This is a genomic window from Mycobacterium sp. E2462 (assembly GCF_001672685.1).
GTDB lineage: Bacteria > Actinomycetota > Actinomycetes > Mycobacteriales > Mycobacteriaceae > Mycobacterium.
Map to the genome: position 1 here is coordinate 1 of NZ_LZKC01000357.1, position 21476 is coordinate 21476.

Annotated in this window: 20 protein-coding genes, 1 tRNA gene and 1 pseudogene; 12 read left to right on the top strand and 10 right to left on the bottom strand. The window is 71.0% G+C overall.

The genetic code is table 11. The annotated features are described in order from the left end of the window. Both A5714_RS18730 and A5714_RS18735 read left to right on the top strand, forming a co-directional pair. The coding region (locus A5714_RS18730; protein ID WP_068287663.1) for a DNA polymerase III subunit delta' at nt 1-1015 on the top strand (1015 nt) is incomplete at its 5' end. A 62-nt stretch (nt 1016-1077) separates the two neighbouring features. Next, nucleotides 1078-1153: transfer RNA gene (locus tag A5714_RS18735), tRNA-Thr, on the top strand. A 182-nt stretch (nt 1154-1335) separates the two neighbouring features. Here the strand turns inward: A5714_RS18735 and A5714_RS18740 are convergent. Beyond that, nucleotides 1336-3153 (bottom strand): hypothetical protein, encoded by a 1818-nt coding sequence (locus tag A5714_RS18740; protein ID WP_156747385.1) that lies wholly within the window; start codon nt 3151-3153, stop codon nt 1336-1338. Between A5714_RS18740 and A5714_RS18745 the strand changes: the two genes are divergently transcribed. Beyond that, nucleotides 3119-4057 (top strand): NAD-dependent epimerase/dehydratase family protein, encoded by a 939-nt coding sequence (locus A5714_RS18745; RefSeq protein WP_197513795.1) that lies wholly within the window; start codon nt 3119-3121, stop codon nt 4055-4057. The two genes, A5714_RS18740 and A5714_RS18745, sit on opposite strands and share 35 nt — an antisense overlap. 44 nt (nt 4058-4101) lie before the next feature. Here A5714_RS18745 and A5714_RS18750 read toward each other — a convergent pair whose 3' ends face one another. The 3 genes from A5714_RS18750 to A5714_RS18760 are packed head-to-tail and all read right to left on the bottom strand — an operon-like array spanning nt 4102 to nt 6451. Beyond that, a complete protein-coding gene (locus A5714_RS18750) occupies nt 4102-4449 on the bottom strand; it encodes a DUF2304 domain-containing protein (protein ID WP_068070483.1) in 348 nt (115 codons plus the stop codon). Then, entirely contained in the window at nt 4446-5147 is a 702-nt protein-coding gene (locus tag A5714_RS18755) for a glycosyltransferase family 2 protein (RefSeq protein ID WP_068287672.1), read from the bottom strand. Before A5714_RS18755 ends, A5714_RS18750 begins: the two co-directional genes overlap by 4 nt. Before the next feature lie 32 nt (nt 5148-5179). Beyond that, nucleotides 5180-6451: a hypothetical protein gene (locus tag A5714_RS18760; RefSeq protein ID WP_068070487.1), complete on the bottom strand. Its 1272-nt coding sequence runs from the start codon at nt 6449-6451 to the stop codon at nt 5180-5182. Nucleotides 6452-6576: 125 nt separating this feature from the next. Here A5714_RS18760 and A5714_RS18765 point away from each other — a divergent pair, with 125 nt between their 5' ends. Continuing rightward, entirely contained in the window at nt 6577-7659 is a 1083-nt protein-coding gene (locus A5714_RS18765) for a DUF475 domain-containing protein (RefSeq protein ID WP_068287708.1), read from the top strand. Here A5714_RS18765 and A5714_RS18770 read toward each other — a convergent pair. Further along, nucleotides 7640-8128 (bottom strand): inorganic diphosphatase, encoded by a 489-nt coding sequence (locus A5714_RS18770; RefSeq protein ID WP_068070490.1) that lies wholly within the window; start codon nt 8126-8128, stop codon nt 7640-7642. The two genes, A5714_RS18765 and A5714_RS18770, sit on opposite strands and share 20 nt — an antisense overlap. A 107-nt stretch (nt 8129-8235) precedes the next feature. Between A5714_RS18770 and dacB the strand changes: the two genes are divergently transcribed. The 4 genes and pseudogenes from dacB (at nt 8236) to hpt (ending at nt 12292) form a co-directional block, all read left to right on the top strand. Next, nucleotides 8236-9621, top strand: coding sequence for a D-alanyl-D-alanine carboxypeptidase/D-alanyl-D-alanine-endopeptidase (gene dacB / locus A5714_RS18775; protein WP_068070492.1), 1386 nt, complete (start codon nt 8236-8238; stop codon nt 9619-9621). Further along, nucleotides 9618-10664, top strand: a complete 1047-nt coding sequence (locus tag A5714_RS18780) for a zinc-dependent metalloprotease (protein WP_068070581.1) — start codon at nt 9618-9620, stop codon at nt 10662-10664. Before dacB ends, A5714_RS18780 begins: the two co-directional genes overlap by 4 nt. Then, on the top strand, nt 10643-11629 hold the full coding sequence (gene tilS, locus A5714_RS18785; RefSeq protein ID WP_068287675.1) for a tRNA lysidine(34) synthetase TilS: 987 nt from the start codon (nt 10643-10645) through the stop codon (nt 11627-11629). The genes A5714_RS18780 and tilS overlap by 22 nt, the downstream gene beginning before the upstream one ends. 14 nt (nt 11630-11643) lie before the next feature. Continuing rightward, nucleotides 11644-12292: pseudogene (gene hpt, locus A5714_RS18790) on the top strand (hypoxanthine phosphoribosyltransferase). A 2-nt stretch (nt 12293-12294) separates the two neighbouring features. On the opposite strand, the gene A5714_RS18795 reads toward hpt, so the two are convergent. Further along, nucleotides 12295-13029, bottom strand: coding sequence for an SIMPL domain-containing protein (locus tag A5714_RS18795; RefSeq protein ID WP_068287678.1), 735 nt, complete (start codon nt 13027-13029; stop codon nt 12295-12297). Nucleotides 13030-13392: 363 nt separating this feature from the next. Between A5714_RS18795 and A5714_RS18800 the strand changes: the two genes are divergently transcribed. Continuing rightward, on the top strand, nt 13393-13692 hold the full coding sequence (locus A5714_RS18800) for a PE family protein (RefSeq protein WP_068287681.1): 300 nt from the start codon (nt 13393-13395) through the stop codon (nt 13690-13692). Between the two features lie 10 nt (nt 13693-13702). Then, nucleotides 13703-14941, top strand: a complete 1239-nt coding sequence (locus tag A5714_RS18805; protein WP_068287690.1) for a PPE family protein — start codon at nt 13703-13705, stop codon at nt 14939-14941. Between the two features lie 16 nt (nt 14942-14957). On the opposite strand, the gene A5714_RS18810 is transcribed toward A5714_RS18805, so the two are convergent. Genes A5714_RS18810 through A5714_RS18825 form a run of 4 tightly spaced genes read right to left on the bottom strand, consistent with a single transcriptional unit; the run spans nt 14958 to nt 19759 of the window. Beyond that, the gene (locus A5714_RS18810; protein ID WP_068287694.1) at nt 14958-16559 is read right to left on the bottom strand and encodes an HNH endonuclease signature motif containing protein; all 1602 of its coding nucleotides are present in this window, start codon (nt 16557-16559) and stop codon (nt 14958-14960) included. Between the two features lie 43 nt (nt 16560-16602). Then, the gene (locus tag A5714_RS18815; protein WP_068287698.1) at nt 16603-17613 is read right to left on the bottom strand and encodes a zinc-binding dehydrogenase; all 1011 of its coding nucleotides are present in this window, start codon (nt 17611-17613) and stop codon (nt 16603-16605) included. Beyond that, nucleotides 17613-18794, bottom strand: a complete 1182-nt coding sequence (locus A5714_RS18820) for an LLM class flavin-dependent oxidoreductase (protein ID WP_068287700.1) — start codon at nt 18792-18794, stop codon at nt 17613-17615. The genes A5714_RS18815 and A5714_RS18820 overlap by 1 nt, the downstream gene beginning before the upstream one ends. Next, nucleotides 18791-19759, bottom strand: coding sequence for an alpha/beta fold hydrolase (locus tag A5714_RS18825; protein WP_156671261.1), 969 nt, complete (start codon nt 19757-19759; stop codon nt 18791-18793). The genes A5714_RS18820 and A5714_RS18825 overlap by 4 nt, the downstream gene beginning before the upstream one ends. 152 nt (nt 19760-19911) lie before the next feature. Here A5714_RS18825 and A5714_RS18830 point away from each other — a divergent pair, with 152 nt between their 5' ends. After that, nucleotides 19912-20277 carry a VOC family protein gene (locus A5714_RS18830; RefSeq protein ID WP_068287713.1) on the top strand — a complete coding sequence of 122 codons (366 nt, stop codon included), beginning with the start codon at nt 19912-19914 and terminating at the stop codon, nt 20275-20277. Between the two features lie 235 nt (nt 20278-20512). Next, the coding region (locus A5714_RS18835) for an ATP-dependent metallopeptidase FtsH/Yme1/Tma family protein (protein ID WP_156747387.1) at nt 20513-21476 on the top strand (964 nt) is incomplete at its 3' end.

Genomic DNA, 21476 nt, shown 5'->3' on the forward strand with positions numbered 1-21476 from the left:
CGACGGGGAACCCGGCTGCGGCCGCTGCCGCGCGTGCACGACCACCATGGCGGGCACCCACGCCGACGTGCGCCGCGTGATCCCCGAGGGGCTGTCCATCGGGGTGAGCGAGATGCGGGCCATCGTGCAGATCGCGTCGCGGCGCCCGTCGAGCGGGCACTGGCAGATCGTGCTGATCGAGGACGCCGACCGGCTGACCGAGGGCGCCGCCAACGCCCTGCTCAAGGTCGTCGAGGAGCCGCCGCCGTCGACGGTGTTCCTGCTGTGCGCGCCGTCGGTGGACCCCGAGGACATCGCCATCACGCTGCGGTCCCGATGCCGCCACGTCGCGCTGGTGACGCCGTCGGCCGAGGCGATCGCGGGTGTGCTCGTGGACAGCGACGGCATGGACGCCGCGACCGCGAACTGGGCGGCGTCGGTCAGCGGGGGACACGTCGGCCGGGCGCGGCGGCTGGCCACCGACCCCGAGGCGCGCCAGCGCCGGGAGCGGGCGCTGACGCTGGTGCGCGACGCCGCCACACCGGCACGCGCCTACGCCGCCGCCGAGGAGCTGGTGGCCGCGGCCGAGGCCGAGGCGGTCGTGCTGACCGCCGACCGCGCCGAGGCTGAAACCGAGGAGTTGCGCACCGCGCTCGGCGCGGGCGGCACCGGAAAGGGCACCGCGGGCGCGTTGCGCGGCGCCGCCGGGGCCATGAAAGACCTTGAGCGGCGCCAGAAGTCGCGCCAGACCCGGGCGTCCCGCGACGCGCTGGACCGGGCGTTGATCGACCTGGCGACCTACTTCCGCGACGCGTTGGTGGCCGCGGCCCTGCCCGCCGGGGCCGGCGCGGTGCGCGCCAACCACCCCGACATGGCCGAGCGGGTGGCGGCCCTGGCGGCGCACGCGTCGCCCGCGGGGCTGCTGCGCTGTATCGAGGCGGTGCTGGAGTGCCGCGAGGCGCTGGCGACCAACGTCAAACCGAAGTTCGCCGTCGACGCGATGGTCGCCACGATCGGCCAACAGCTCGGCGAGTGATTCCCGGACTTGGGAGGGCCGCCGCCTCTGCCGTAGACTCGGGCCGCCCGGCATCCGGGTGTGCCGCCTTAGCTCAGTCGGTAGAGCGATTCACTCGTAATGAATAGGTCGGGGGTTCGATTCCCCCAGGCGGCTCCACGTTTGTCCTGATCACGCCGTTTCCCGCGGCGCGGATCCGGGTACTGCACCCTCAAACACCTTGCCCGGACGGAGAACTGCGTGACCACCGCCGAACAGCCGCCGCCAGAAGGCGACGAACAGCCCCCGCAAGCGACCGAGGGCGACGACGAGCAACCCGAGCAGGAGGGCGGCGCCGCCGGCTAGGCGGGCGCGATGAAGCCCACCGGGCCCGACGCGAGGCACAGCGCCAACGCGGTGGTGTTGGCGCGCACCGTGATCGCGTCCCCGGCGCCCGGCAGGCGGGCGAACACCCGGTTGAGCCCGGGGTGCACCGGCACCTTGACGGCGGGTCCCTGCGTCAAAGACAGCAGCATCGACCCGTCGCTGTTGGCCAGATAGTTGAGCTCGACGGTCCAGTCGGCGGGCAGCAGCGGCCCGTCGAGGGCCAGGCGCGCCGGGTGGTCGGGCTGGGCGAAGTAGCCGCAACGGGGCATCGGCCCCGCGACGATGGTGCGCACCCAGGTGACGCGCGCCGCCACCAACCGTCCCGACGGGTCGAACATGCGCAACTGCGTTGTCGCGGGCGCGAATTCGGGACGGTCGCGCACCAACGCGAACAGGTGGCTGGCCAGGTTCTCCGGGGCCGCGACCCGCTGCAGCACCAGCGGGTCGACCTCCTGGTCGAGCAGCGGCACGTCGGAGGCCGCCTTCGCGGCGGCCAACGCCGACAGGGCGTTATGCAGGTAGGGCCGCGCGGGGTCGTCGCGCCAGCTGGCCAGGAAGGTCGACGTCGAGTACAGGCTGCTGGCCACGAACAGCACCGCCAGCCCCGCGGTCACCGCGGTGCGCCGCGCCGAGGCGTCCAGCCAGCGCCGGCCGGCCGGGCGGTTGGGAGCGCTCAGCGCGACGGCGGCCAGCAGCGTCAGCACCACCACCAGGTCCGGCAAGTAGCGCAGCGTCTGCGCCAGCTCCAGCGCCGTCTGCTTGGAGGAACGCATCAGATAGATCGGCACCTGGCAGGCGACGGCGTAGCCGACGGCGGTCAGCCACACCGGCCCGATGCGCTGCTTGCGCGCCACGGACACCGCCACGACGGCGGCCAGCACCAGCCAGCCCAGCGCCATCACCGCCGGCGGCGGGGTCGCCCACGGCGAGGCCGGCGCCCAGCGGTCCCAGTGCCACGGCCCGCCGGCCAGCCCCGGCACGATGCCGTGCGTGAACGAGCGCGCCAACAACTCGCCCGTCATCACCAGGTCCGAACTCCACCGCCGCTGGTTGACCACGCCCAGGTACAGCGCGATCCAGGCGGCGGTGAGCGCCAGCGACGCGACCCACAGCCGCCGACCGGCGCGCCACGTCTCCCGAAGCGCCGCCCCCAGGTCCCGGTCGCCGCTCACGTACTCCAGCAGCGCGGTCACCGCGAACGCGACGAAGGGCACGACGGCGGCCTTTTCGAAGAACAGCAACCCGCCCAGGTAGGCGAGCGCGCCGGTCAGCGCGTACCGCCGGTCGCCGGTGCGGGCCAGCAGCACCGCGTCCGCGCACACCCAGGACAGGGCGGCCAGCATCGGCAGCGAGTTCAGCGCGGCCGCCCACCACGCGAACCCGGGCACGGCCAGCGGGCTGAACAGCGCGAACGTCAACGGGACCAGCAGTACGGGGCGCCAGCCGAGGATGACGTGCAGTGCGCGTAACAGCGCCAGCGACGCCAGCAGTTGCAGCACTACCAGGGTCACCGCCGGCCAGGTCCAGTCCAGCGGCGCCGCCCGGATGATGGCCCCCGCCACCAGGAACGCCCCCGGCATGACGTGGCCGTCGTGGTCGTCGAACAGGTAGGACGGCGACAGCAGGTTGTGGGTGCCGGCCTTGCCGATCAGGATCAGGTCGTCCCAGTAGAAGTAACCGCGGAACGCCAGCGCCGCCCGCACGCCCAGCTGCACCACGATCAACACCGCGGCCACCGCCGCTATGTATGGTGGGCCGGTGCGCGCACTGGTAACTGGGGCAGCCGGATTCATCGGCTCGACGCTAGTCGACCGCCTGCTGGCCGATGGCCACTCGGTGGTGGGGCTGGACAACTTCGCCAGCGGGCGCGCGCGCAATCTGGAGCACCTCGCCGACAACCCCGCGCACGTGTTCGTCGAGGCCGACATCGTGACCGACGACCTGGACGCCATCCTCGACGAGCACCGCCCCGAGGTGGTGTTCCACCTGGCGGCCCAGATCGACGTGCGGCATTCGGTGGCCGACCCGCAGTTCGACGCGTCGGTCAACGTGATCGGCACCGTGCGCCTGGCGGAGGCGGCCCGGCGCGCGCAGGTCCGCAAGGTGGTGCACACCTCGTCGGGCGGGTCCATCTACGGCACCCCGCCGCGCTATCCCACCCCGGAGACCGTGCCGACGGACCCGGCGTCGCCGTACGCGGCGGGCAAGGTGGCCGGCGAGATCTACCTGAACACCTTCCGGCGCCTCTACGGCCTGGACTGCTCGCACATCGCGCCGGCCAACGTCTACGGCCCGCGCCAGGACCCGCACGGCGAGGCCGGCGTGGTCGCGATCTTCGCCCAGGCGCTGCTGTCGGGCAAACCCACCAAGGTGTTCGGCGACGGATCCAACACCCGCGACTACGTCTACGTCGACGACGTCGTCGACGCGTTCGTCAAGGCCGCCGGGCACGCCGGTGCCGGGCAGCGCTTCAACGTCGGGACCGGGATCGAAACGTCGGACCGCCAACTGCATTCCGCGGTGGCCGCCGCCGTCGGCGGGCCCGACGACCCCGAGTTCGCGCCGCCGCGCCTGGGCGACCTCAAGCGGTCCTGCCTCGACATCGGTTTGGCCGCAGAGGTATTGGGCTGGCGACCGCAGGTGGCGCTGGACGAGGGCGTGCGGCGCACCGTGGAGTACTTCCGGCGGGCCGGCTAGTTCGAAGGCTGCTCGGGCGCCTGTGCGCCCTCGAGCGGCGGGGCCTAATGCTGGCGCTGCTCGGGCGCCTGTGCGCCCTCGAGCGCCAGGGCCCGGGCCAGCCGCGCGTAGCGCAGCTCCAAATCCTTAAACCGCATGTAGGTGCTCAGCGTGGTGAAGCAGAACGCCATGATCAGCGCGTAGAGCATCAGGTCGGTGCCGCGGCGCACCCCGAACCAGTGCGCCACCACCGTGGTGTCGTCGGGGCGCAGCACGGCGTAGATGCCGCCGAGCACGAAGACGACGTAGCCGACCTTGACCCAGGCCCGCGACCGCGCGTTGCGGCGCGACCGCAACAGGTACACCAGCAGCGCCACGATCGCGCCGATTAGCAGCACCTGGATCCAGTTCATCGTGAAGTCCTCCCTCGCAGGAACCCGTCGAAGATGATGTTGACGCCGTTGAGTAGCGGCTGACCCTTCGACCTCGAGTACTCCGTATACAACACCTCGACCGGCTCTTCCGCGACGCGCCAACCGTTCTCGTCGATCAGCATGATGAATTCGTTGGCGTGGCTCATCCCGCTCATCGTGATGTCCAGCCCGTCGGCGACCTTCTTGTTGAACACCCGCAGGCCGTTGTTGGTGTCGGTGAGGCCCAGTCGGCGACCGCGCCGGCTCAGCCGCGCGGCGGTCTGCAGCACGATGCGCTTGACCAGCGGCGGGCGGGCGCTGGGCTGCGCCCCGAACCGGGTGCCGATGACGACGTCGACGTCGCCGCGGCGCAGCCGGTCGATCATGGTGGTGACGTCCTTGACGCGGTGCTGGCCGTCGGCGTCGAACGTGGCGAACACCTGCGCGCCGGGCTGCGCGCGGGCGTACTCGACGCCGGTCTGGATCGCCGCCCCCTGCCCCAGGTTGATGGGGTGCCGGACCAGGTGCGCGCCGGCCCGCAGCGCGATGTCGCCGGTGTCGTCGGCGCTGCCGTCGTCCACGCAGACGACGTTGTCGAACACCGACCGCACCTCGGCGACGACCTCGCCGATGACGGCGGCTTCGTTGAAAGCGGGTACGACGATCCACACGCCTGGGTAGCCCGAATCAGTGCCCATTTGAGCCCACAAGATACCCGCTGACCACGGGGTCAACCGGCGGTTGGGCGCGCGGCGCGCGACAGGGCCGCCAGATGGACGCCGATTCCCACGACCGGGCCGCACAGCAGTCCGATGACCGTCCGGCTCTCCAGGGGCAGCGGTAACAACAGCAGCAGCCCCGACGCCACCGTGGCCCCGACCCACCCCAGCGCGTAGGCGCGATGCAGCGCGGCGGCCACCGCGGCGGCCCCGGTCAGCGTGAGCATCGCGATCGCCACCGCCGCCGCCGTCAGCCAGGCCAGCAGCGCGCTGCTCGCCTGGTACTGCTGCCCGAAACCGACCCGCAGCAACCACGGGCCCAGCACGCCGGCCGCCAGCACCCCGAGCCCGCCGATGCCGCCGACGATGGCCGCCGGTGCGAGCAGGGCCCGAACCCGGTGGCTGCGCTCGTCGACGAAGTGCGCGATGAGGTTGCCCTGCATGGCCGTCAGCGGGACCAGCAGGGGCGCCCGGGTCAGTGTCACCGCCAGGATGATCACGCCGCCCTGCGGGCCCAGCTCGGCGCTGGTCAGCTTCAGCAACACCGGGAAGCCCATCACCAGGATCGCGCTGGCGCCGGCCGCCGTGATCGAGTGCGCGGCGCCGCGCAGGAAGGTCGCGGTGCTGCCCGGCGCCGGCAGCCGGGCGGTGGCGCGGGCCGCGGGCGAGGCCGCCAGCAGCAGCAACCAGGCGACCGCCCCGGCTACCGTCGCCCACAAAAAGCCCACCAGTCGCCAGCCCAGCACCACGGTGGTCGCGGCGACCGCGACCCGGATGACCGCGTCGGTGACCATCAGCGCGCCATAGCGGGTCCACTGGTCGGTGCCGGCCAGCATGCCCAGCAGGGTCGCGTGCACGCAGAATCCGGCCAGCCCGACGCTGAGCAGGACGACCGACAGCCAGCGGTGCTCGACGAACACCCGCCCGCCCCACAACGGCGAGCTGCCGGCGATCACCACCGCGGCGGCCAGGCCCACCAGGCCGGCGACCCGCAGCGGGTGGGTCCGCGGCCGGTCGGGCACCGCGAGGGCGGCGACCTCGCTGAGGTGCCGGGTCGAGCGGATCTCCCGCGTGGTCTCCTGCAACAGGCCGTTGGCGGCGCCCGTGACCAGCCCGAACGCCCCCCAGAAGACCCCGAACACCGAGAAGCCGGCGGGCGCCAGGTCGCGGGCGGCCAGGTAGATCACCGCGTAACCGCACAGCGCCGTGACGGCGGTGGCGGTGCCCACCCGGGCCACGCTGCCCCGCGCGACGGGCCCGCGGGAGGCGCCGACTTCGGTCATCGGGGCCGCGCTTTCGGCCGACGGCCCCGACGTATCGCCACAATTTGAAGATAGTAAGTGTGCGTGGCCGCCGACCCGCGGCGATGACCGGCTTCGCTATCGTGGGCGGCTGTCGAAAGGGCCGCATGACCGTGTTGCGCACGTTCGGGATCTCGTTGCTGTGCACGGCGATCGCGCTGGCGGCCGGCTACGCCTACGGCGGCGTGAAGGACCTGTTCCTGTTGCTGGTCCTGGCCACCCTCGAGGTGTCGTTGTCGTTCGACAATGCGATCGTCAACGCCGGGGTGCTCAAGCGGATGAGCCCGTTCTGGCGCCGGATGTTCCTCACCGTCGGCATCCTCATCGCGGTGTTCGGGATGCGGCTGGTGTTCCCGCTGCTGATCGTCTGGGCGTCCGCGAGCATCGCGCCGCTGCGCGCCATGGAGTTGGCGCTGCACCCGCCGGCGAACGGCGCGCTGACCTTCCCCGACGGCTCACCCAGCTACGAGAAGCTGGTGGTGGCCGCCCACCCGCAGATCGCCGCGTTCGGCGGGATCTTCCTGTTGATGCTGTTCCTCGAGTTCGTCTTCTACGACCGGGACATCAAATGGCTCAAGTGGATCGAGGTGCCGTTCGCCCGCGTCGGCCGGCTGGGTCAGGTGTCGGTGGTGGTCGCCGGCGTCGCGCTGGTCGGGGCCGGCACGCAACTCACGCATTCCGCGGACGAGCGCGCCACGGTGCTCACCGCCGGCCTGCTGGGGTTGGTGACCTACCTGACGGTCAACGGCCTGAGCCGGGTGTTCCGCTCGTCGGACCTCGAGACCGCAACGTCGGGCACCGCGGTCGGCAGGGCCGGCCTGATGCTGTTCGTCTACCTCGAGGTACTCGACGCGGCGTTCTCGTTCGACGGCGTCACCGGGGCGTTCGCGATCACGTCGGACCCCATCGTCATCGCCCTGGGCCTCGGCGTGGTCGGCTCGCTGTTCGTGCGGTCCATCACCATCTACCTCGTCCGGCAGGAGGCCCTGGACCGGTACGTGTACCTCGAGCACGGCGCGCACTGGGCGATCGGGGCGCTGGCCGTGATCATGCTGTTCTCCATCGACCCGCGCTACGAGGTGCCCGAGCCGATCACCGCCTCGGTCGGTGTCGTCTTCATCAGCGCGGCGTTGGCCTGGAGCGTGCTGCGCAACCGGCGCGCCGAACGGGTCAGTGCCCCTCGGCCTTGAATCGCTCCACCGACCGCTGCACCTCGGCTTCGGCGTCTTCGCGGCCCACCCAGTCGGCGGCCTTGACGAACTTGCCCGGCTCGAGGTCCTTGTAGTGCACGAAGAAGTGCTTGATCGCGTCCAACTCCGACTCGGCGACGTCGCCGATGTCCTGGATGTGGTCCCACCGGTGGTCGCCGGCGGGCACGCACAGCACCTTGTCGTCGCCGCCGGCCTCGTCGGTCATCCGGAACATCCCGACCGGCCGGGCCTCCACGATGACGCCGGGGAACACCGACTGCGGCAGCAGCACCAGCGCGTCCAGCGGGTCGCCGTCCTCGCCGAGGGTGTCTTCGATGAAGCCGTAGTCGGTCGGGTAGGCCATCGAGGTGTAGAGGTAGCGATCCAGACGCACCCGGCCGGTCTCGTGATCGACCTCGTACTTGTTGCGCTGGCCCTTCGGGATCTCGATGGTCACGTCGAATTCCACCGCGTCGGCTCCTTTGCTGGATAGGCTCACCAGTTCTGTTCTGCTACACCCTAGTCGAGCCCGGTGCGGCCGATTCGGCAGAATGGGATCAGACAGTCAGGAGAGCGATGGGTCCCACTCGCTGGCAAAAATCCACCCATGTGTTCGTCGGGTTGGCCGTGCTGGCGTTCGTCGCCGCCGTGGTGGCGGCGGCGACGTTCTTCACCTCGGCTGGGCATGGGGGCAGCGCCGCGCACGCGCCCATCCCGCCGCCGCGCGCGCAGCCGGTGAAGCCGGGCGTGGTTCCCGTCTCCGACACCGCCGAGACGCCCAGCGCCGCCGGGGTGGCCACCGCCCTGTCCGCCGTGGCCGCCGACCCGAACCTGGGCCGGCTGGGCGGGCGGATCACCGACGCCATCACCGGCAAGGAGCTCTGGCAGGTCGCGGACGACATGCCGCTGGTGCCGGCGTCGACGAACAAGGTCCTGACGGCCGCCGCGGCCCTGCTGACGCTGGACCGCCAGACCCGCATCAGCACCCGGGTGGTCGCCGGCTCCTCGAACGCGCAGGGGCCGGTCGTGCTGGTCGGCGCGGGGGACCCGACGCTGTCGGCGGCGCCGCCGGGCGTGGACACCTGGTACCGCGGGGCCGGGCGGATCAGCGACCTGGTCGAACAGATCCGCCGCAGCGGCGTGACGCCCACCGCGGTGCAGGTCGACACGTCGGCGTTCAGCGGGCCGACCATGGCGCAGGGCTGGGACGCCGCCGACGTCGACAACGGCGACATCGCCCCCATCGAGTCGGCGATGATCGACGCCGGGCGCATCCAGCCGACCACGGTCAACTCGCGGCGGTCGCGGACGCCGGCGCTCGACGCCGGCCGCGAGCTCGCCAAGGCCCTCGGGCTTGACCCCGCCGCGGTCACCGTCGCGACCGCGCCGTCGGGCGCCCGCCAGCTGGCCGTCGTGCAGTCGGCGCCCCTGGTCACCCGGCTGTCCCAGATGATGGACCATTCCGACAACGTGATGGCCGAATGCATCGCCCGCGAGGTGGCGGCGGCGATCAATCGGCCGCGCAGCTTCGCCGGGGCCGCCGACGCGGTGACCAACCGGCTGAGCACCGCCCACGTCGACACCACCGGGGCGGCCCTGCTGGACTCCAGCGGGCTCTCGGTCGACGACCGGTTGACCGCCAAGACGCTCGACGGCGTCCTGCAGGCCGCCGCCGGGCCGGACCAGCCGTCGTTGCGGGCGCTGTTGGACCTGCTCCCGATCGCCGCCGGCAGCGGGACGCTGGCCGACCGGTTCACCGACGCGTCCACCACCCAGGGCCCGGCGGGCTGGCTGCGCGCCAAGACCGGCTCCCTCACCGCCATCAACGCGCTGGCCGGTGTCCTGACCGACCGCAGCGGGCGGGTGCTGACCTTCGCCTTCATCTCCAACGCCGCCGGACCGACCGGCCGCAACGTCATGGATGCGCTGGCCACCAAGCTGTGGTTCTGTGGTTGCGCATGACCCCAACGTCGGAGCTGACCCTCGGCGCGGCGGTCGACTGGGGGTTCGCCGCCACCGTCGGCCGGCGGCTGGCCCGGCCCGGACCGCCGTCCAGCGACTACACCCGGCGCCAGGTGATCGATGAGCTCAGCGGGGCTGCCGCCAAGGCCGAGCCGCTGGTGCGCGACGTCACCGGCCTGGTCACCAGCGGGGCGGTGCCGGCCGCCCGCGTCGTCGACCGGCCCGCCTGGATAGCGGCGGCGGCCGAATCGATGCGGCTGATGATGAACGGCGCGGAGAAACCGCGCGGCTTCCTCACCGGCCGCGTGACCGGCGCGCAGACGGGTGCCGTGCTGGCCTACGTGTCGTCGGGCATCCTCGGGCAGTACGACCCGTTCGCGGCCGCCAAGCAGGGCTGCCTGCTGCTGGTGTATCCCAACGTCATCGCCGTCGAGCGGCAGCTGCGCATCGAACCCGCCGACTTCCGGTTGTGGGTCTGCCTGCACGAGGTCACCCACCGCGTCCAGTTCACCGCCAACCCGTGGCTGCCGGACTACATGTCCGAGGCGCTGGGCGTGTTGACCCGGGACGCCGGCGACGACCTCGGTCAGGTGGCCGGCCGGCTCGCGGAATACGTCCGCACCCGGGGCCACGAGACGCCCGACGGCGGGTCGTCGGGGATCCTCGGGCTGGTGCGGGCCGTGCAGTCCGAGCCGCAGCGCCGCGCGCTCGACCAGCTGCTGGTGCTGGGCACCCTGCTGGAGGGGCACGCCGACCACGTCATGGACGCCGTGGGCCCGATGGCCGTGCCGTCGGTGGCCACCATCCGGCGCCGGTTCGACGAGCGGCGGCACCGCAAGCAACCCCCGCTGCAGCGGCTGCTGCGGGCGCTGCTCGGGCTCGACGCCAAGCTGAACCAGTACACCCGGGGCAAGGCGTTCGTCGACCACGTGGTGGGCCGGGTCGGCATGGACCGGTTCAACGCCGTGTGGAGCGGTCCGCAAACCTTGCCGCTGCCCGCGGAGATCGAAGAGCCTCAGCGGTGGATCGACAGGGTGCTGTAGGCCGGCTCCGCTCGGCCGTCGAGGCCTTCACCGCGACGCATCTCGGCGGCATCGACGGTGGGGGTGAAGGCTGGGGGGTGGCCCTGTCCGGCGGCCCCGATTCCCTGGCGCTGACGGCGGTGGCGGCCCCGCTGCGGCCCACCACCGCGCTCGTCGTGGACCACGGGCTGCAGGCCGATTCGGCCGCCGTCGCCGAGACCGCCCGCGTCCAGGCCGTCGCCCTGGGATGCGTTGCCGCTCAGGTGATTCGGGTGCGCGTCGGCTCCGAGGGTGGCCCCGAGGCGGCCGCGCGGGCCGCGCGTTACGCCGCGCTGGCCGCCTACCAGGGCGGGCCGGTGCTGCTGGGCCACACCCTCGACGACCAGGCGGAGACGGTGTTGCTCGGCCTGGGCCGCGGGTCCGGCGTGCGCTCGATCGCCGGGATGCGGCCCTACGACCCGCCGTGGTGCCGCCCGTTGCTGGGGGTGCGGCGCGCCGTGACGCACGAGGCGTGCCGGGAGCTCGGCCTGGCCGCGTGGCAGGACCCGCACAACGCCGACCCGCGCTTCACCCGGGCGCGCCTGCGCCACGAGGCGCTGCCGCTGCTGGAGGACGTGCTGGGCGGCGGGGTCGCCGAGGCGCTGGCCCGCACCGCGACGGCGCTGCGCGAGGACACGGAGCTGATCGACGCGCTGGCCGCCGAGGCGCTGCCCGGCGCGAAGGCGGCCGCGGGGCTGGCGGTGCCGGCGTTGGCGGCGCTGCCCGGACCGGTGCGGCGGCGGGTGATTCGCGCCTGGCTGCTCGTGGGTGGGGCGACCGGCCTGACCGACAAGCAGATCCGCGCCGTCGACGCCCTCGTCACCGCTTGGCGCGGGCAGGGCGGGGTCGCGGTGGGCTCCTCGTTGCGCGACGAGCGGTTGGTCGCGGGGCGACGCGACGACGTGCTGACGATGTGGCGCGAGCCGGTGCGCAACCCGATTCGCTAGGCGCAATCCCGGGGCTGCCGTTGGTTATTGGCGCGTCGGCGTGGCACGCTGTGGGGCGTGGCCCAGATCTCCCCGGCGATCACCCCCGCCGAACCCGTGGAGCTGTACCCCGGGGACATCAAATCCGTCCTGCTCACCACCGAGCAGATCCAGGCCCGAATCCACGAGCTGGGCAAGGAGATCGGCGACACCTATCGCAACGCCGCGGCCGAGACCGGTCAGGATCTGCTGCTGATCACGGTCCTCAAGGGCGCTGTGATCTTTGTCACCGATCTGGCCCGCGCGATTCCGGTGCCGACCCAGTTCGAGTTCATGGCGGTCAGCTCCTACGGGAGCTCGACGTCGTCGTCGGGCGTCGTGCGCATCCTCAAAGACTTGGACCGCGACATCGAGGGCCGCGACGTGTTGATCGTGGAGGACGTCGTCGACTCGGGCCTGACGCTGTCGTGGTTGCTGCGCAACCTGTCCAGCCGGCACCCGCGGTCGCTGCGGGTGTGCACACTGCTGCGCAAGCCCGACGCCAAGGGCGCCAACGTCGAGATCTCCTACGTCGGCTTCGACATCCCCAACGACTTTGTAGTGGGCTACGGCCTGGACTGGGACGAGCGCTACCGCGACCTGTCCTACATCGGCACGCTGGACCCCCGGGTGTACCAGCAGTAGCCCTAATCCAGCTCCCAGGCCGCCGTCACCGAGAAGCTGACGGTCTGCTGGCCGGGTTCGAGGGGCACCGCGGTGGGCATCGCCTTCGGCGCCGCCGTGGTCGGTGCGTTGCCCGTTGCCTCCGAGATCGTCAGCACCCGCCCCAGCCGCAGCCCGGACAGCTGGGCGTACTGTTCGGCGCGGCTCTTGGCGTCGTTGAAAGCCCGCGCGCGGGCGTCCTTCACCAGCTGCGAGTCGTCGGCGATCGAGTAGCTGACCGACCGGATCCGGGTGGCGTCGCCCCCGGTGCCGACGATGAGGGCCAGCGACCGTGAGGCGGCGTCGGGCGGATGGATCTTGACGGCGATGGTGTTGGTGGCCCGGTAACCGGTGATGGCGGCGGTGCCGTTGGGTTCGGGGTTGCTGTATTGCGGCTGCAGGGTGACGTCGGTGGTGCTGATGTCTTTGTGGTCGATGCCGGCGCCGGTCAACGCGTTGATCACCGCCTGCTGGCGGTCGTTGGTCTGGTTCATGGCGGCGGTGACGTCGGGCGCCGTGAACTCGATGCCGACGTCGGCGGTCAGGGTGTCCGGCGCGCCCTGAACTTGGCCTTGGCCGACGACGGTGACCTGCTGCGGGTTGGCGCCCGGGCTGGGCGCCGGGTGCGCGTCGCAGCCCGACACCGCGACCGCCAGCCCGACGGCGACCGCGGCGAGCGACGTGCGGGACGGACGTGGGGCGTGCGGTGCGGCCGGCATGCCTGGCACCCTAGCCGGTCGGGGGATGCGCGATGAGGCGACGCGGCGTGGTCGCAAGGCCCGCTGCACCGCCGTCCATGCCCGGCACCCGCGGGGTCCTATACGTGGCAAACCTCTCGCGGTGAAATTTATGGACCGCATATGTGTTCATGCAAGACCTAAACATATTGGACTGCAACATCTTTCATAGTGCTCTCATATCTGGCGACATCAACGTCCAGCTAAGTGAACAGTCGGTGACCCCGCCATGAATTGGCGTCGCCCGTCCTGTCATTTGAGGATCCGGCTCCCTAACGTGGCCAGTCGTCCGGGTCACCGGTCGATGCTGAAATGGTCTGCTTGCAGGGAATGTGGGGAGGGTGAATGTCTATTCTGTCGACTCAGCCGGTGGTGCTCGACGCGGTCGCCGATCAGCTGCTCGGCATCAATGCCGTTCTGCGGGAAGCGTCTTGCACGCTTTCAGTGCCAACGACCGGCGTGGTTCCCGCCGCCGCCGACGTGGTGTCGATACTGACCGCTGCGCAATTCTCTTGGCATGCACGGTTGTTTCACGAGCTGAGCGCTGAAGCGGCGACGGTGCGAGACCAGCTGGCGACGACATTGGGCGTAAGCGCCGGCTCGTACGCCGCCACAGAGCTCGCCAACGCCGCCGCGCTCGGTTGAGTCAAGAACGATGCTCGATTTCGCTCAGTTACCGCCGGAGATCAACTCCGCGCTGATGTATGCCGGACCCGGCTCGGGGCCGTTGTTGAGCGCCGCGGCGGCCTGGAATGAGCTGTCCGCGGAGTTGGAGTTCGCGGCATCAGCTTTCGCGTCGGCGATCGCCTCTCTGGGGGCCGGTCCGTGGCGGGGACCGGCCGCAGCGGCCATGGTGGCGGCGGCCACGCCGCAGGCGGTCTGGCTTCGCGACACCGCCGGGCAGGCGGAACAGTGTGCCGCCGCGGTGATGACCGCGGTCAGAGCCTACGAGGACGCGTTCGCCGAGACGGTGCCGCCGCCGGTGATCGCGGCGAACCGGGCACTGCTCGCCGAGCTGCTGGCGACGAATGTCCTCGGCCAGAACACGGCCGCGATAGCGGCCACCGAGGCGCAATACGGCGACATGTGGGCGCAGGACGCGGCGGCGATGTACGGATATGCGGCCACATCCGCGGTGGCGGCGCGGCTGCCACCGCTCGCGCCGGCGGTGCCAGCGACGAATCCGGGTGGGGTTGCGAGTCAGGCGGCGGCGGTGGCGAAGGCGGCCGGTGCCGGTGAAAGTGGCGGCGCGCAGGCGCTCGATGCCGTGCCCCAGACGTTGGCTTCGCTGGTCGGGCCGACGACCACTCGCGCGTCCGCCAATCCGACCCTGTCCTTCGGTGGGATCAGCCTGAATCCCGAGGGTGACGGCATCGTCGTCGGGGGCCCGCTGGGCGACCTGTTGGAGGGTTTGACCGGGTCCCAAAACTTGGACGCCAGCACGCCCTTCGACGCGTTCATCCGATTGATCTCGCCGACACGGCTTTTCACGACGGCATTCAAAGACATCCAAGGAATCGCCCAGGGCGCAATGCCCGCCGCGAAGTCCGCATCAGAAACCGCCGCCAAGGCCGCTGAGGCGGCGTTACCCATAGTCTCGGGCGCCGGACTGGGGCCAATCGGCTCGATCGGCGGAGCCGTCGGCAAGGCGGCGTCGATCGGTGGGCTGTCAGTACCGGCGGGATGGGCGGGCGCGGCCCCCACGGCACCTCCGGTCACCTTGGCGCTGAACGGGATCGGCACGCCGGGAGCGGCCGAGCCCGTCACTAATGCGGTGGGCGGGGTGCCGATGACACCGGTCGGCGGGGTGGGCCGCAGCGCGGCGGCCCACCTGGTCGCGCCGCGGTACGGCTTCAAGCCGACCGTCATCGCTCAACCACCCGCGGGCGGTTGAACTGGAGTCGAACGAATCAAAAGGGCGGGTCGTCGGGCAAGGGCACAAGGTCGGGTTCGTCGGGCGCCCAGTCCGGCGGCAACTCCTCGGGCTCCTTGGGGTCGTTCACCCAGGTGCAGAACGGGCTGGTGCTGGGTCCGCCTTTGAAGAGAAAAAGCATGTCGCGCATGCGGTTTCGATGCTTGCGGGCCGCGATCTCGTCGGCGCGGGCCTGTTCCAACCGGCGCCGTGCCTCGTTGAGGGGGCGCTGGGTACGGTTGTGCCGGCGTTCCTGCGCGATGCGCGCGCTGCGCTGCCGCGCCCTGCTCTTCCTCACGGGCGTCGGCGCGGCGCAGGGCGGAACCTGCGGGAACAGGTCCGCGCCGGCGGGCGCCGTCCGATAGGTCCTGCCGGTCGGTGACGTCCAGACGACGGTGCCGTCGGCGAGTTGTGCATCGCGCCAGCCGCCGAAGGTCTTGAGCCGATGATGTTGACGGCACAGGCATTTGAGGTTGCCGGCGACGGTCAAGCCGCCGTCCGCCGGACTCCGGTGGTTGAACGGGATGGTGTGGTCGATGTCGCACACCATGGCCGACCGGCCGCAGCCGGGGAAGCGGCAGGTCAGATCGCGACTGCGGACGGCGCGCTCCAGCGCGGCGGACGGCTGATAGCGCAGCGCCTCGGCCGGGCTCGTCGTCGGGTCGGCGATGAGCACCGACGCGGCGGCGGCCAGTTGCCGCACCTGCTCGGCGTCGATCACGCCGTGGCCGTGCAGATAGCCCGGCGCCGCGCCACCGCCGTACACCGTCTGGTCGGTGGCGACCACGTTGATCACCACGTGAGCCGCCGCTGCCGTGGGAGCGCGATCGACGGGGAAAGCGGCGCAACGGGTTTGGCCGCAGGTGCACACGAGCGTGCGGCCCTCGGTCAGCGCGGACAGCGCGTCGGCCCGGCGTTGATCGAAGGTCCGGGGGTCCGCCGAGCACACCTGCGTGGCGAGTTGGGAGAGCCGCCGGTCGAATGCCGCCGCGGCTGCCGCGGCGACCGATCCGTGAATCTCGGCCATGCCATTGTCGGCGGCCGTGATCGCGATGTGGCGTCCCTCGTCGGCGGCCGCCCGGCGTTCGCGTGCGCCGTCGGGATCGACCACCCGGACCGCCGCGTCGACCGCGTTGACGATCCGCTGCCGCGACCAGCCGTGCCAGCTGCCGATGCGCGCGGCCAACGACCGGTCCAGCTTGGCGACCAGTTCGGCGTCGGTGACCAGGTCCGTTCGGGTGATCACCAATCGCACCGTGCGCCAATCGGTCTTGCCCTCGGCAAGGAGCGCTGCCACCTCGGGCAGCCGCGTATCCAGCGCCTCGGCGTGCGACACCAGGTAGCCGGCCCCCGCGGGGGAGAGGTTCATGGCGGCGGCCACCTCGGCGGCCGTCTGGTCGAACGCATCGATCTGCGCGTGGGCGAGCCGTTCCTCGCGCAGCTCGGCAGCGGCCGTCCGGCGGCGCAGCAGCGCCGCCACCGCGCCCAGGCGCCGCGCCACCAGGACCGATTCCTGCCGGTGCGACGATTCGATGACCGCGACCAAGGCCGCGGGCGACAGCTCACGGACCGCCACCTGGTCCGGCACCCATTCGAACATAGGTTCGAGAATAGCGAGGGTGTCCGACAACCTCGCGAGAAGATCAGGGCGTCACGAGGATCTTGCAGTGCCGCTCGGGATCGGCGAGGTCGTCGAAGGCCGCACCGACGCCGTCGAGCCCGACCTCGCCGGTGATCAGCGGCGCGACGTCGATGTCACCCTCGGCGAGGGCGCGCAGCGAGTCGGCGAACTCCTCGGGTGAGTAGGCGAGCACGAACTGCACGCTGATCTCCTTGGCGATCGCGAAGAAGGGGTGCACGGTGTCGGGCTCCATGCACACGCCCGCGACGACCAGTCGGGTGCCCGGCCGGGCCCGTAGCAGCACGTCGTCGATAACCCCCGGGACGCCGACGGCCTCGAACACCACGGCGGGCTTCACCGAATCGAAGGGGGAGCCCTGTGCCGCGTCCAAGGTTTGGTGGGCTCCCATGGCGGACGCGAGCTCGCGTCGTCTCGGCGAGAAGTCAGCCGCCACAATGGTTTGCACGCCCCGCGCGCGCAGCGCCGCCACGATGGCGATGCCGATCGGTCCGCAGCCCAGCACCAGCGCCATCTCGCCAGGTGCGATGTTGGACTTGTTCACGGCGTGCAGTCCGACGGCCATCGGCTCGGTCAACGCCGCGTGCTGGAGGTCCAGGCCGTTGGGGATCGGCAACAACAGCGGCGCCGACAGCAGCATCCGCTCGGCGTAGCCACCGATGGTGCTGTTGCTGTAGACGATAGGTTCGAATCTGTTGCCGGACAACAGGATCGGCAACGAGGTGACGAGCGTGCCGGGGGACGGCGCTTCGGTGTCGGGCCCCGCCTCGAGCACCTCGGCGCTGAATTCGTGGCCCATGAAGACGTCGCGGCGCAGATCGACGTCCATCCCGCCGGCGCCGCCCACCTTGTCGCTCATGGCCAGCACCTGCGCGCCGTGGGCCGCGAAGTGCAGATCCGAGCCGCAGATCCCACACGCACGCACCGCGACCAACACCTGACCGGCCTGGGGGATGGGGTCGGGGACGTCGTCGCGGTGCACCATCCGGCCGTCACGCAACACCGCGGCGCGCATCAGCGGTCCTGCTGTTCGCCGACGTGCTCGGTGATGGCCTTGACTACGGCCTCGCCGGCGCGGCCCAACAGTTGGTCGCGCTTGGCCTTGGCCCACTCGTGAGAGGAACGGGCCGCCGCAAGCTGGCCCTTGAAGTGCGGAATCACCTTGCGCGCCAACAAGTCATAGCAGTGGTAGGTGGCTTCGGGAGACGCCCAGTCGTGGCCGAGCAGGAGCAGCGTTCCGAAACCGCCCGAGCGCCGCTGCAGGTCTTCGATGTGCGCGATGGCGTCCTCAGGCGTCCCAATGCAGCAATTGCCTTTGGCCGCATAGTCTTCGACGAACTCCTCGGGAGTTTGGCTGCCCTCCACCGTGTTCGACAGCGGAACGAAGCCGGCGGCGCCGAAGTAGTTGGCGAAGTCGTGCAGCCCGTAGGTGCAATCGCGGATGGCCTGCGCGCGGCTGTCGGCGATGTGCATGATGGACAGCACGCGCCAGTCGGAGCGGTCCGGTTCGGCGCGGCCGACTTTGGCGGCCTGCTCCCGCACCACGTCCCAGGTGGTCTCCAGCGCCGCGTAACCGCCGGGCACCGACATCGACAGCGACAGCAACGACGTGCCGAGCGCGCCGGCCAGCCGCGGGCCCGACGGCGAAATCATTGCGGCCGTGGAAATCTCGGGATACGGCCAGGTGTAGGGCCGGATATGCAGCTGCGCGTCGCGCAACGTGAACCAGTCCGAGTGGCGGTCGATCCGCTCGGTGGGTCCCGCGCGGAACAGCGCCAGAATGGCCTCCAGGGATTCGTGCATCATCCGCCGCTGTTCGACGGGGTCGATGCCCATCATGTACGCGTCCGAGGGCAGCGCGCCGGGGCCGGCGCCGAACATGACCCGTCCCCGCGTGAGGTGGTCCAGCAGGACCCAGCGGTCGGCCACCATCAACGGGTGGTGGTAGGGCAGCGACACCACCCCGGTGCCAAGCCGGATGTGCCTGGTTCGTTCCGCCGCGGCCGCGATGAACACCTCCGGGCAGGCGATCAGCTCGTAGCCGCCCGAGTGGTGTTCGCCGAACCACGCCTCGTCGAAGCCCAAACGGTCCAGCGCGACCACGCGGTCCATGTCGTATTGCAATGCGACGGTGGGGGATTGGCCGATCGGGTGGAACGGGGTGATGAAGACGCCGAAGTTCAGGGGGGCGCTCATCGCAGATCCAGTCCGTCGAGGAACTCCAACAGGGTCGCATTCACCTCGTCGGGGCGTTCTTGCTGCAGCCAGTGTCCCGCGCCGTCCACCAGCACCTGGCGATACGGGCCGGAGATCACCTCCGCGGCGCGATCGGGCCGGGTGAAGGACAGCACCGGGTCCGCCGTCCCGCCCATGAACAGGCACGGCACCGAAATCTTCGCGCCGTCGAGTTCCGGCGTGGTCTCCCAGTTGCGGTCGAAATTGCGATACCAGTTCAATCCGCCGGTGAAACCCGTCCGGGAGAACTCGGCGACGTAGTGGTCGAGTTCGGCTTGGCTGATCCAGTCCGGCAGCCCGTCGGGTTCGGGCAGGCGCTCGATGAACCCCTCGGGGCCGGGCGCCACCATCCGCAGCGCCGCCCTCTTGTCCCCGGAGGTCTGCAACCCGCCCATCATGCGGCGCAGCACGCGCGCCGGATCGGCGTTCAGCTCAGCGTCGGCGACGCCGGGCTCCTGGAAGTACAGGATGTAGAAGAAGTGCTCGCCGAACGTCTTGCGCCACGCCGCGGTGGGCGCGCTGCGGGGCCGCGGCACCGCGGGCACGCTCATCGCGGCGACCGCCGCGACGCGGTCGGGGTGCAGCAGCGGGGCGTTCCACACCACGGCCGCGCCCCAGTCGTGGCCCACCCACACGGCCCGCTGCGCGCCGACGTCGTCGAGCAACCCGACCAAGTCGGCGGTCAGCTCGTGGATGTCGTAGGCCGCCACGGCCTCCGGGCGCGAGGAGCCGCCGTAGCCGCGTTGGTCGGGCGCCAGCACGTGGTAGCCGGCGTCGGCGAGGACCGGGATTTGGTGCCGCCAGGAGTACGCCAGCTCGGGAAAGCCGTGGGCCAGGATGACGACGGGTGCGCCGCGGTCCCCCGCTTCGATCACGCGCAGCCGTACGCCGTTGGTGTCTACTAACCGTTCGGTCGACGTGGGCACCCTGTCACCAAAGCACAACGGGTGCCCACAGAGAAGGGCCCGACGCCGCCGCCGGGCATAGCGTGGGATGCGGTGGCTGGGGCGACAGGCGGGAGCGAGCGGTGACGCGGCTGGACCACGTCGTGCTGTGGACGAGGGATCCGCGGGCGGCCATGGACTTCTACACGCGGGTGGTCGGGTTGGAGCCAGTCCGGTTCGCCGAATTTGAGGCCGGGCAGGCGCCCTTCCCCAGTGTGCGGGTGTCCGCCGACTCCGTCATCGATCTGTCGCCGGTGCACAGCGCCGCCGCCACGGACGCCTTGACCCACACCACGGGCAGCGCCGGTCATCCGGTCAACCACCTGTGCCTGGCGATGTCGAAGGCCGAGTACGAGGAACTGGACCGGCGCCTGCGCGCCGAGGGCGTGGACACCAGCGCCCGCCTGAGCCCGACCTTCGGGGCCCGCGGGTGGGCGCCGCACGGCTTCTACTTCACCGATCCGGACGGCAACGTCGTCGAGGCGCGCTACTACGAGTGAGGCCGGTGAGGCCGGGCGTCGCGCCGGCGCCCGACGGGAACCACCGCTCGTTGTCTATTGCGGACGGTGGCGAGCCGCTTCGCCCGGCGCGGCCGAGCTCGCACTCGGCCCCGTGCGGACGGTGGCGAGCCGCTTCGCCCGGCGCGGCCGAGCTCGCACTCGCCACGGGCGGTAAATTGGACTATCCAGCGGCGTGTATATCGGGGAAGGACCTGGCCACAAAGGCCGATGATTGATGAACCGGAAAAATGTTATTCGCACCATCGCGGTGATCGCCGTCGTGGTGCTGCTCGGTTGGTCGTTCTTCTACTTCAGTGACGACACCCGCGGCTACAAGCCCGTCGACACCTCCGTCGCGATGTCCCAGATTCGGGGCGACAACGTCAAGAGCGCGCAAATCGACGATCGCGAGCAGCAGTTGCGGTTGACCTTGAAGAAGGCCAACGGTGACACCGACAATTCCGACAAGGTCATCACGAAATACCCCAGCGGGTACGCCGTCGACCTTTTCAACGCGCTGAACGACAAGAACGCCAAGGTCAGCACCGTGGTGAACCAGGGCAGCATCCTGGGCGAGCTGCTGGTCTACGTGTTGCCGCTGCTGCTGCTGGTCGGGCTCTTCGTGATGTTCTCCCGCATGCAGGGCGGCGCCCGGATGGGCTTCGGCTTCGGCAAGTCGCGGGCCAAACAGCTCTCCAAGGACATGCCCAAGACCACGTTCGCCGACGTCGCCGGCGTCGACGAGGCGGTCGAGGAGCTCTACGAGATCAAGGATTTCCTGCAAAACCCCAGCCGCTACCAGGCGCTGGGCGCCAAGATCCCCAAGGGCGTGCTGCTCTACGGCCCGCCGGGCACCGGCAAGACGTTGCTGGCCCGCGCGGTCGCCGGCGAAGCGGGGGTGCCGTTCTTCACCATCTCGGGCTCGGACTTCGTCGAGATGTTCGTGGGTGTGGGCGCCTCGCGGGTGCGCGACCTGTTCGAGCAGGCCAAGCAGAACAGCCCCTGCATCATCTTCGTCGACGAGATCGACGCCGTGGGGCGCCAGCGCGGCGCCGGCCTCGGCGGCGGGCACGACGAACGCGAGCAGACGCTGAACCAGTTGCTGGTCGAGATGGATGGCTTCGGCGACCGCGCCGGCGTCATCCTGATCGCCGCCACCAACCGCCCCGACATCCTCGACCCGGCCCTGCTGCGCCCCG

Excerpts from the sequence above, each read along its gene's own strand:
- A5714_RS18740 (WP_156747385.1), bottom strand. The coding sequence starts at position 3,153 with ATGAATCCGGCTGCCCCAGTTACCAGTGCGCGCACCGGCCCACCATAC.
- A5714_RS18750 (WP_068070483.1), bottom strand. The coding sequence starts at position 4,449 with ATGAACTGGATCCAGGTGCTGCTAATCGGCGCGATCGTGGCGCTGCTG.
- A5714_RS18755 (WP_068287672.1), bottom strand. The coding sequence starts at position 5,147 with ATGGGCACTGATTCGGGCTACCCAGGCGTGTGGATCGTCGTACCCGCT.
- A5714_RS18760 (WP_068070487.1), bottom strand. The coding sequence starts at position 6,451 with ATGACCGAAGTCGGCGCCTCCCGCGGGCCCGTCGCGCGGGGCAGCGTG.
- A5714_RS18765 (WP_068287708.1), top strand. The coding sequence starts at position 6,577 with ATGACCGTGTTGCGCACGTTCGGGATCTCGTTGCTGTGCACGGCGATC.
- dacB (WP_068070492.1), top strand. The coding sequence starts at position 8,236 with ATGGGTCCCACTCGCTGGCAAAAATCCACCCATGTGTTCGTCGGGTTG.
- A5714_RS18780 (WP_068070581.1), top strand. The coding sequence starts at position 9,618 with ATGACCCCAACGTCGGAGCTGACCCTCGGCGCGGCGGTCGACTGGGGG.
- A5714_RS18795 (WP_068287678.1), bottom strand. The coding sequence starts at position 13,029 with ATGCCGGCCGCACCGCACGCCCCACGTCCGTCCCGCACGTCGCTCGCC.
- A5714_RS18800 (WP_068287681.1), top strand. The coding sequence starts at position 13,393 with ATGTCTATTCTGTCGACTCAGCCGGTGGTGCTCGACGCGGTCGCCGAT.
- A5714_RS18805 (WP_068287690.1), top strand. The coding sequence starts at position 13,703 with ATGCTCGATTTCGCTCAGTTACCGCCGGAGATCAACTCCGCGCTGATG.
- A5714_RS18810 (WP_068287694.1), bottom strand. The coding sequence starts at position 16,559 with ATGTTCGAATGGGTGCCGGACCAGGTGGCGGTCCGTGAGCTGTCGCCC.
- A5714_RS18815 (WP_068287698.1), bottom strand. The coding sequence starts at position 17,613 with ATGCGCGCCGCGGTGTTGCGTGACGGCCGGATGGTGCACCGCGACGAC.
- A5714_RS18820 (WP_068287700.1), bottom strand. The coding sequence starts at position 18,794 with ATGAGCGCCCCCCTGAACTTCGGCGTCTTCATCACCCCGTTCCACCCG.
- A5714_RS18830 (WP_068287713.1), top strand. The coding sequence starts at position 19,912 with ATGGACTTCTACACGCGGGTGGTCGGGTTGGAGCCAGTCCGGTTCGCC.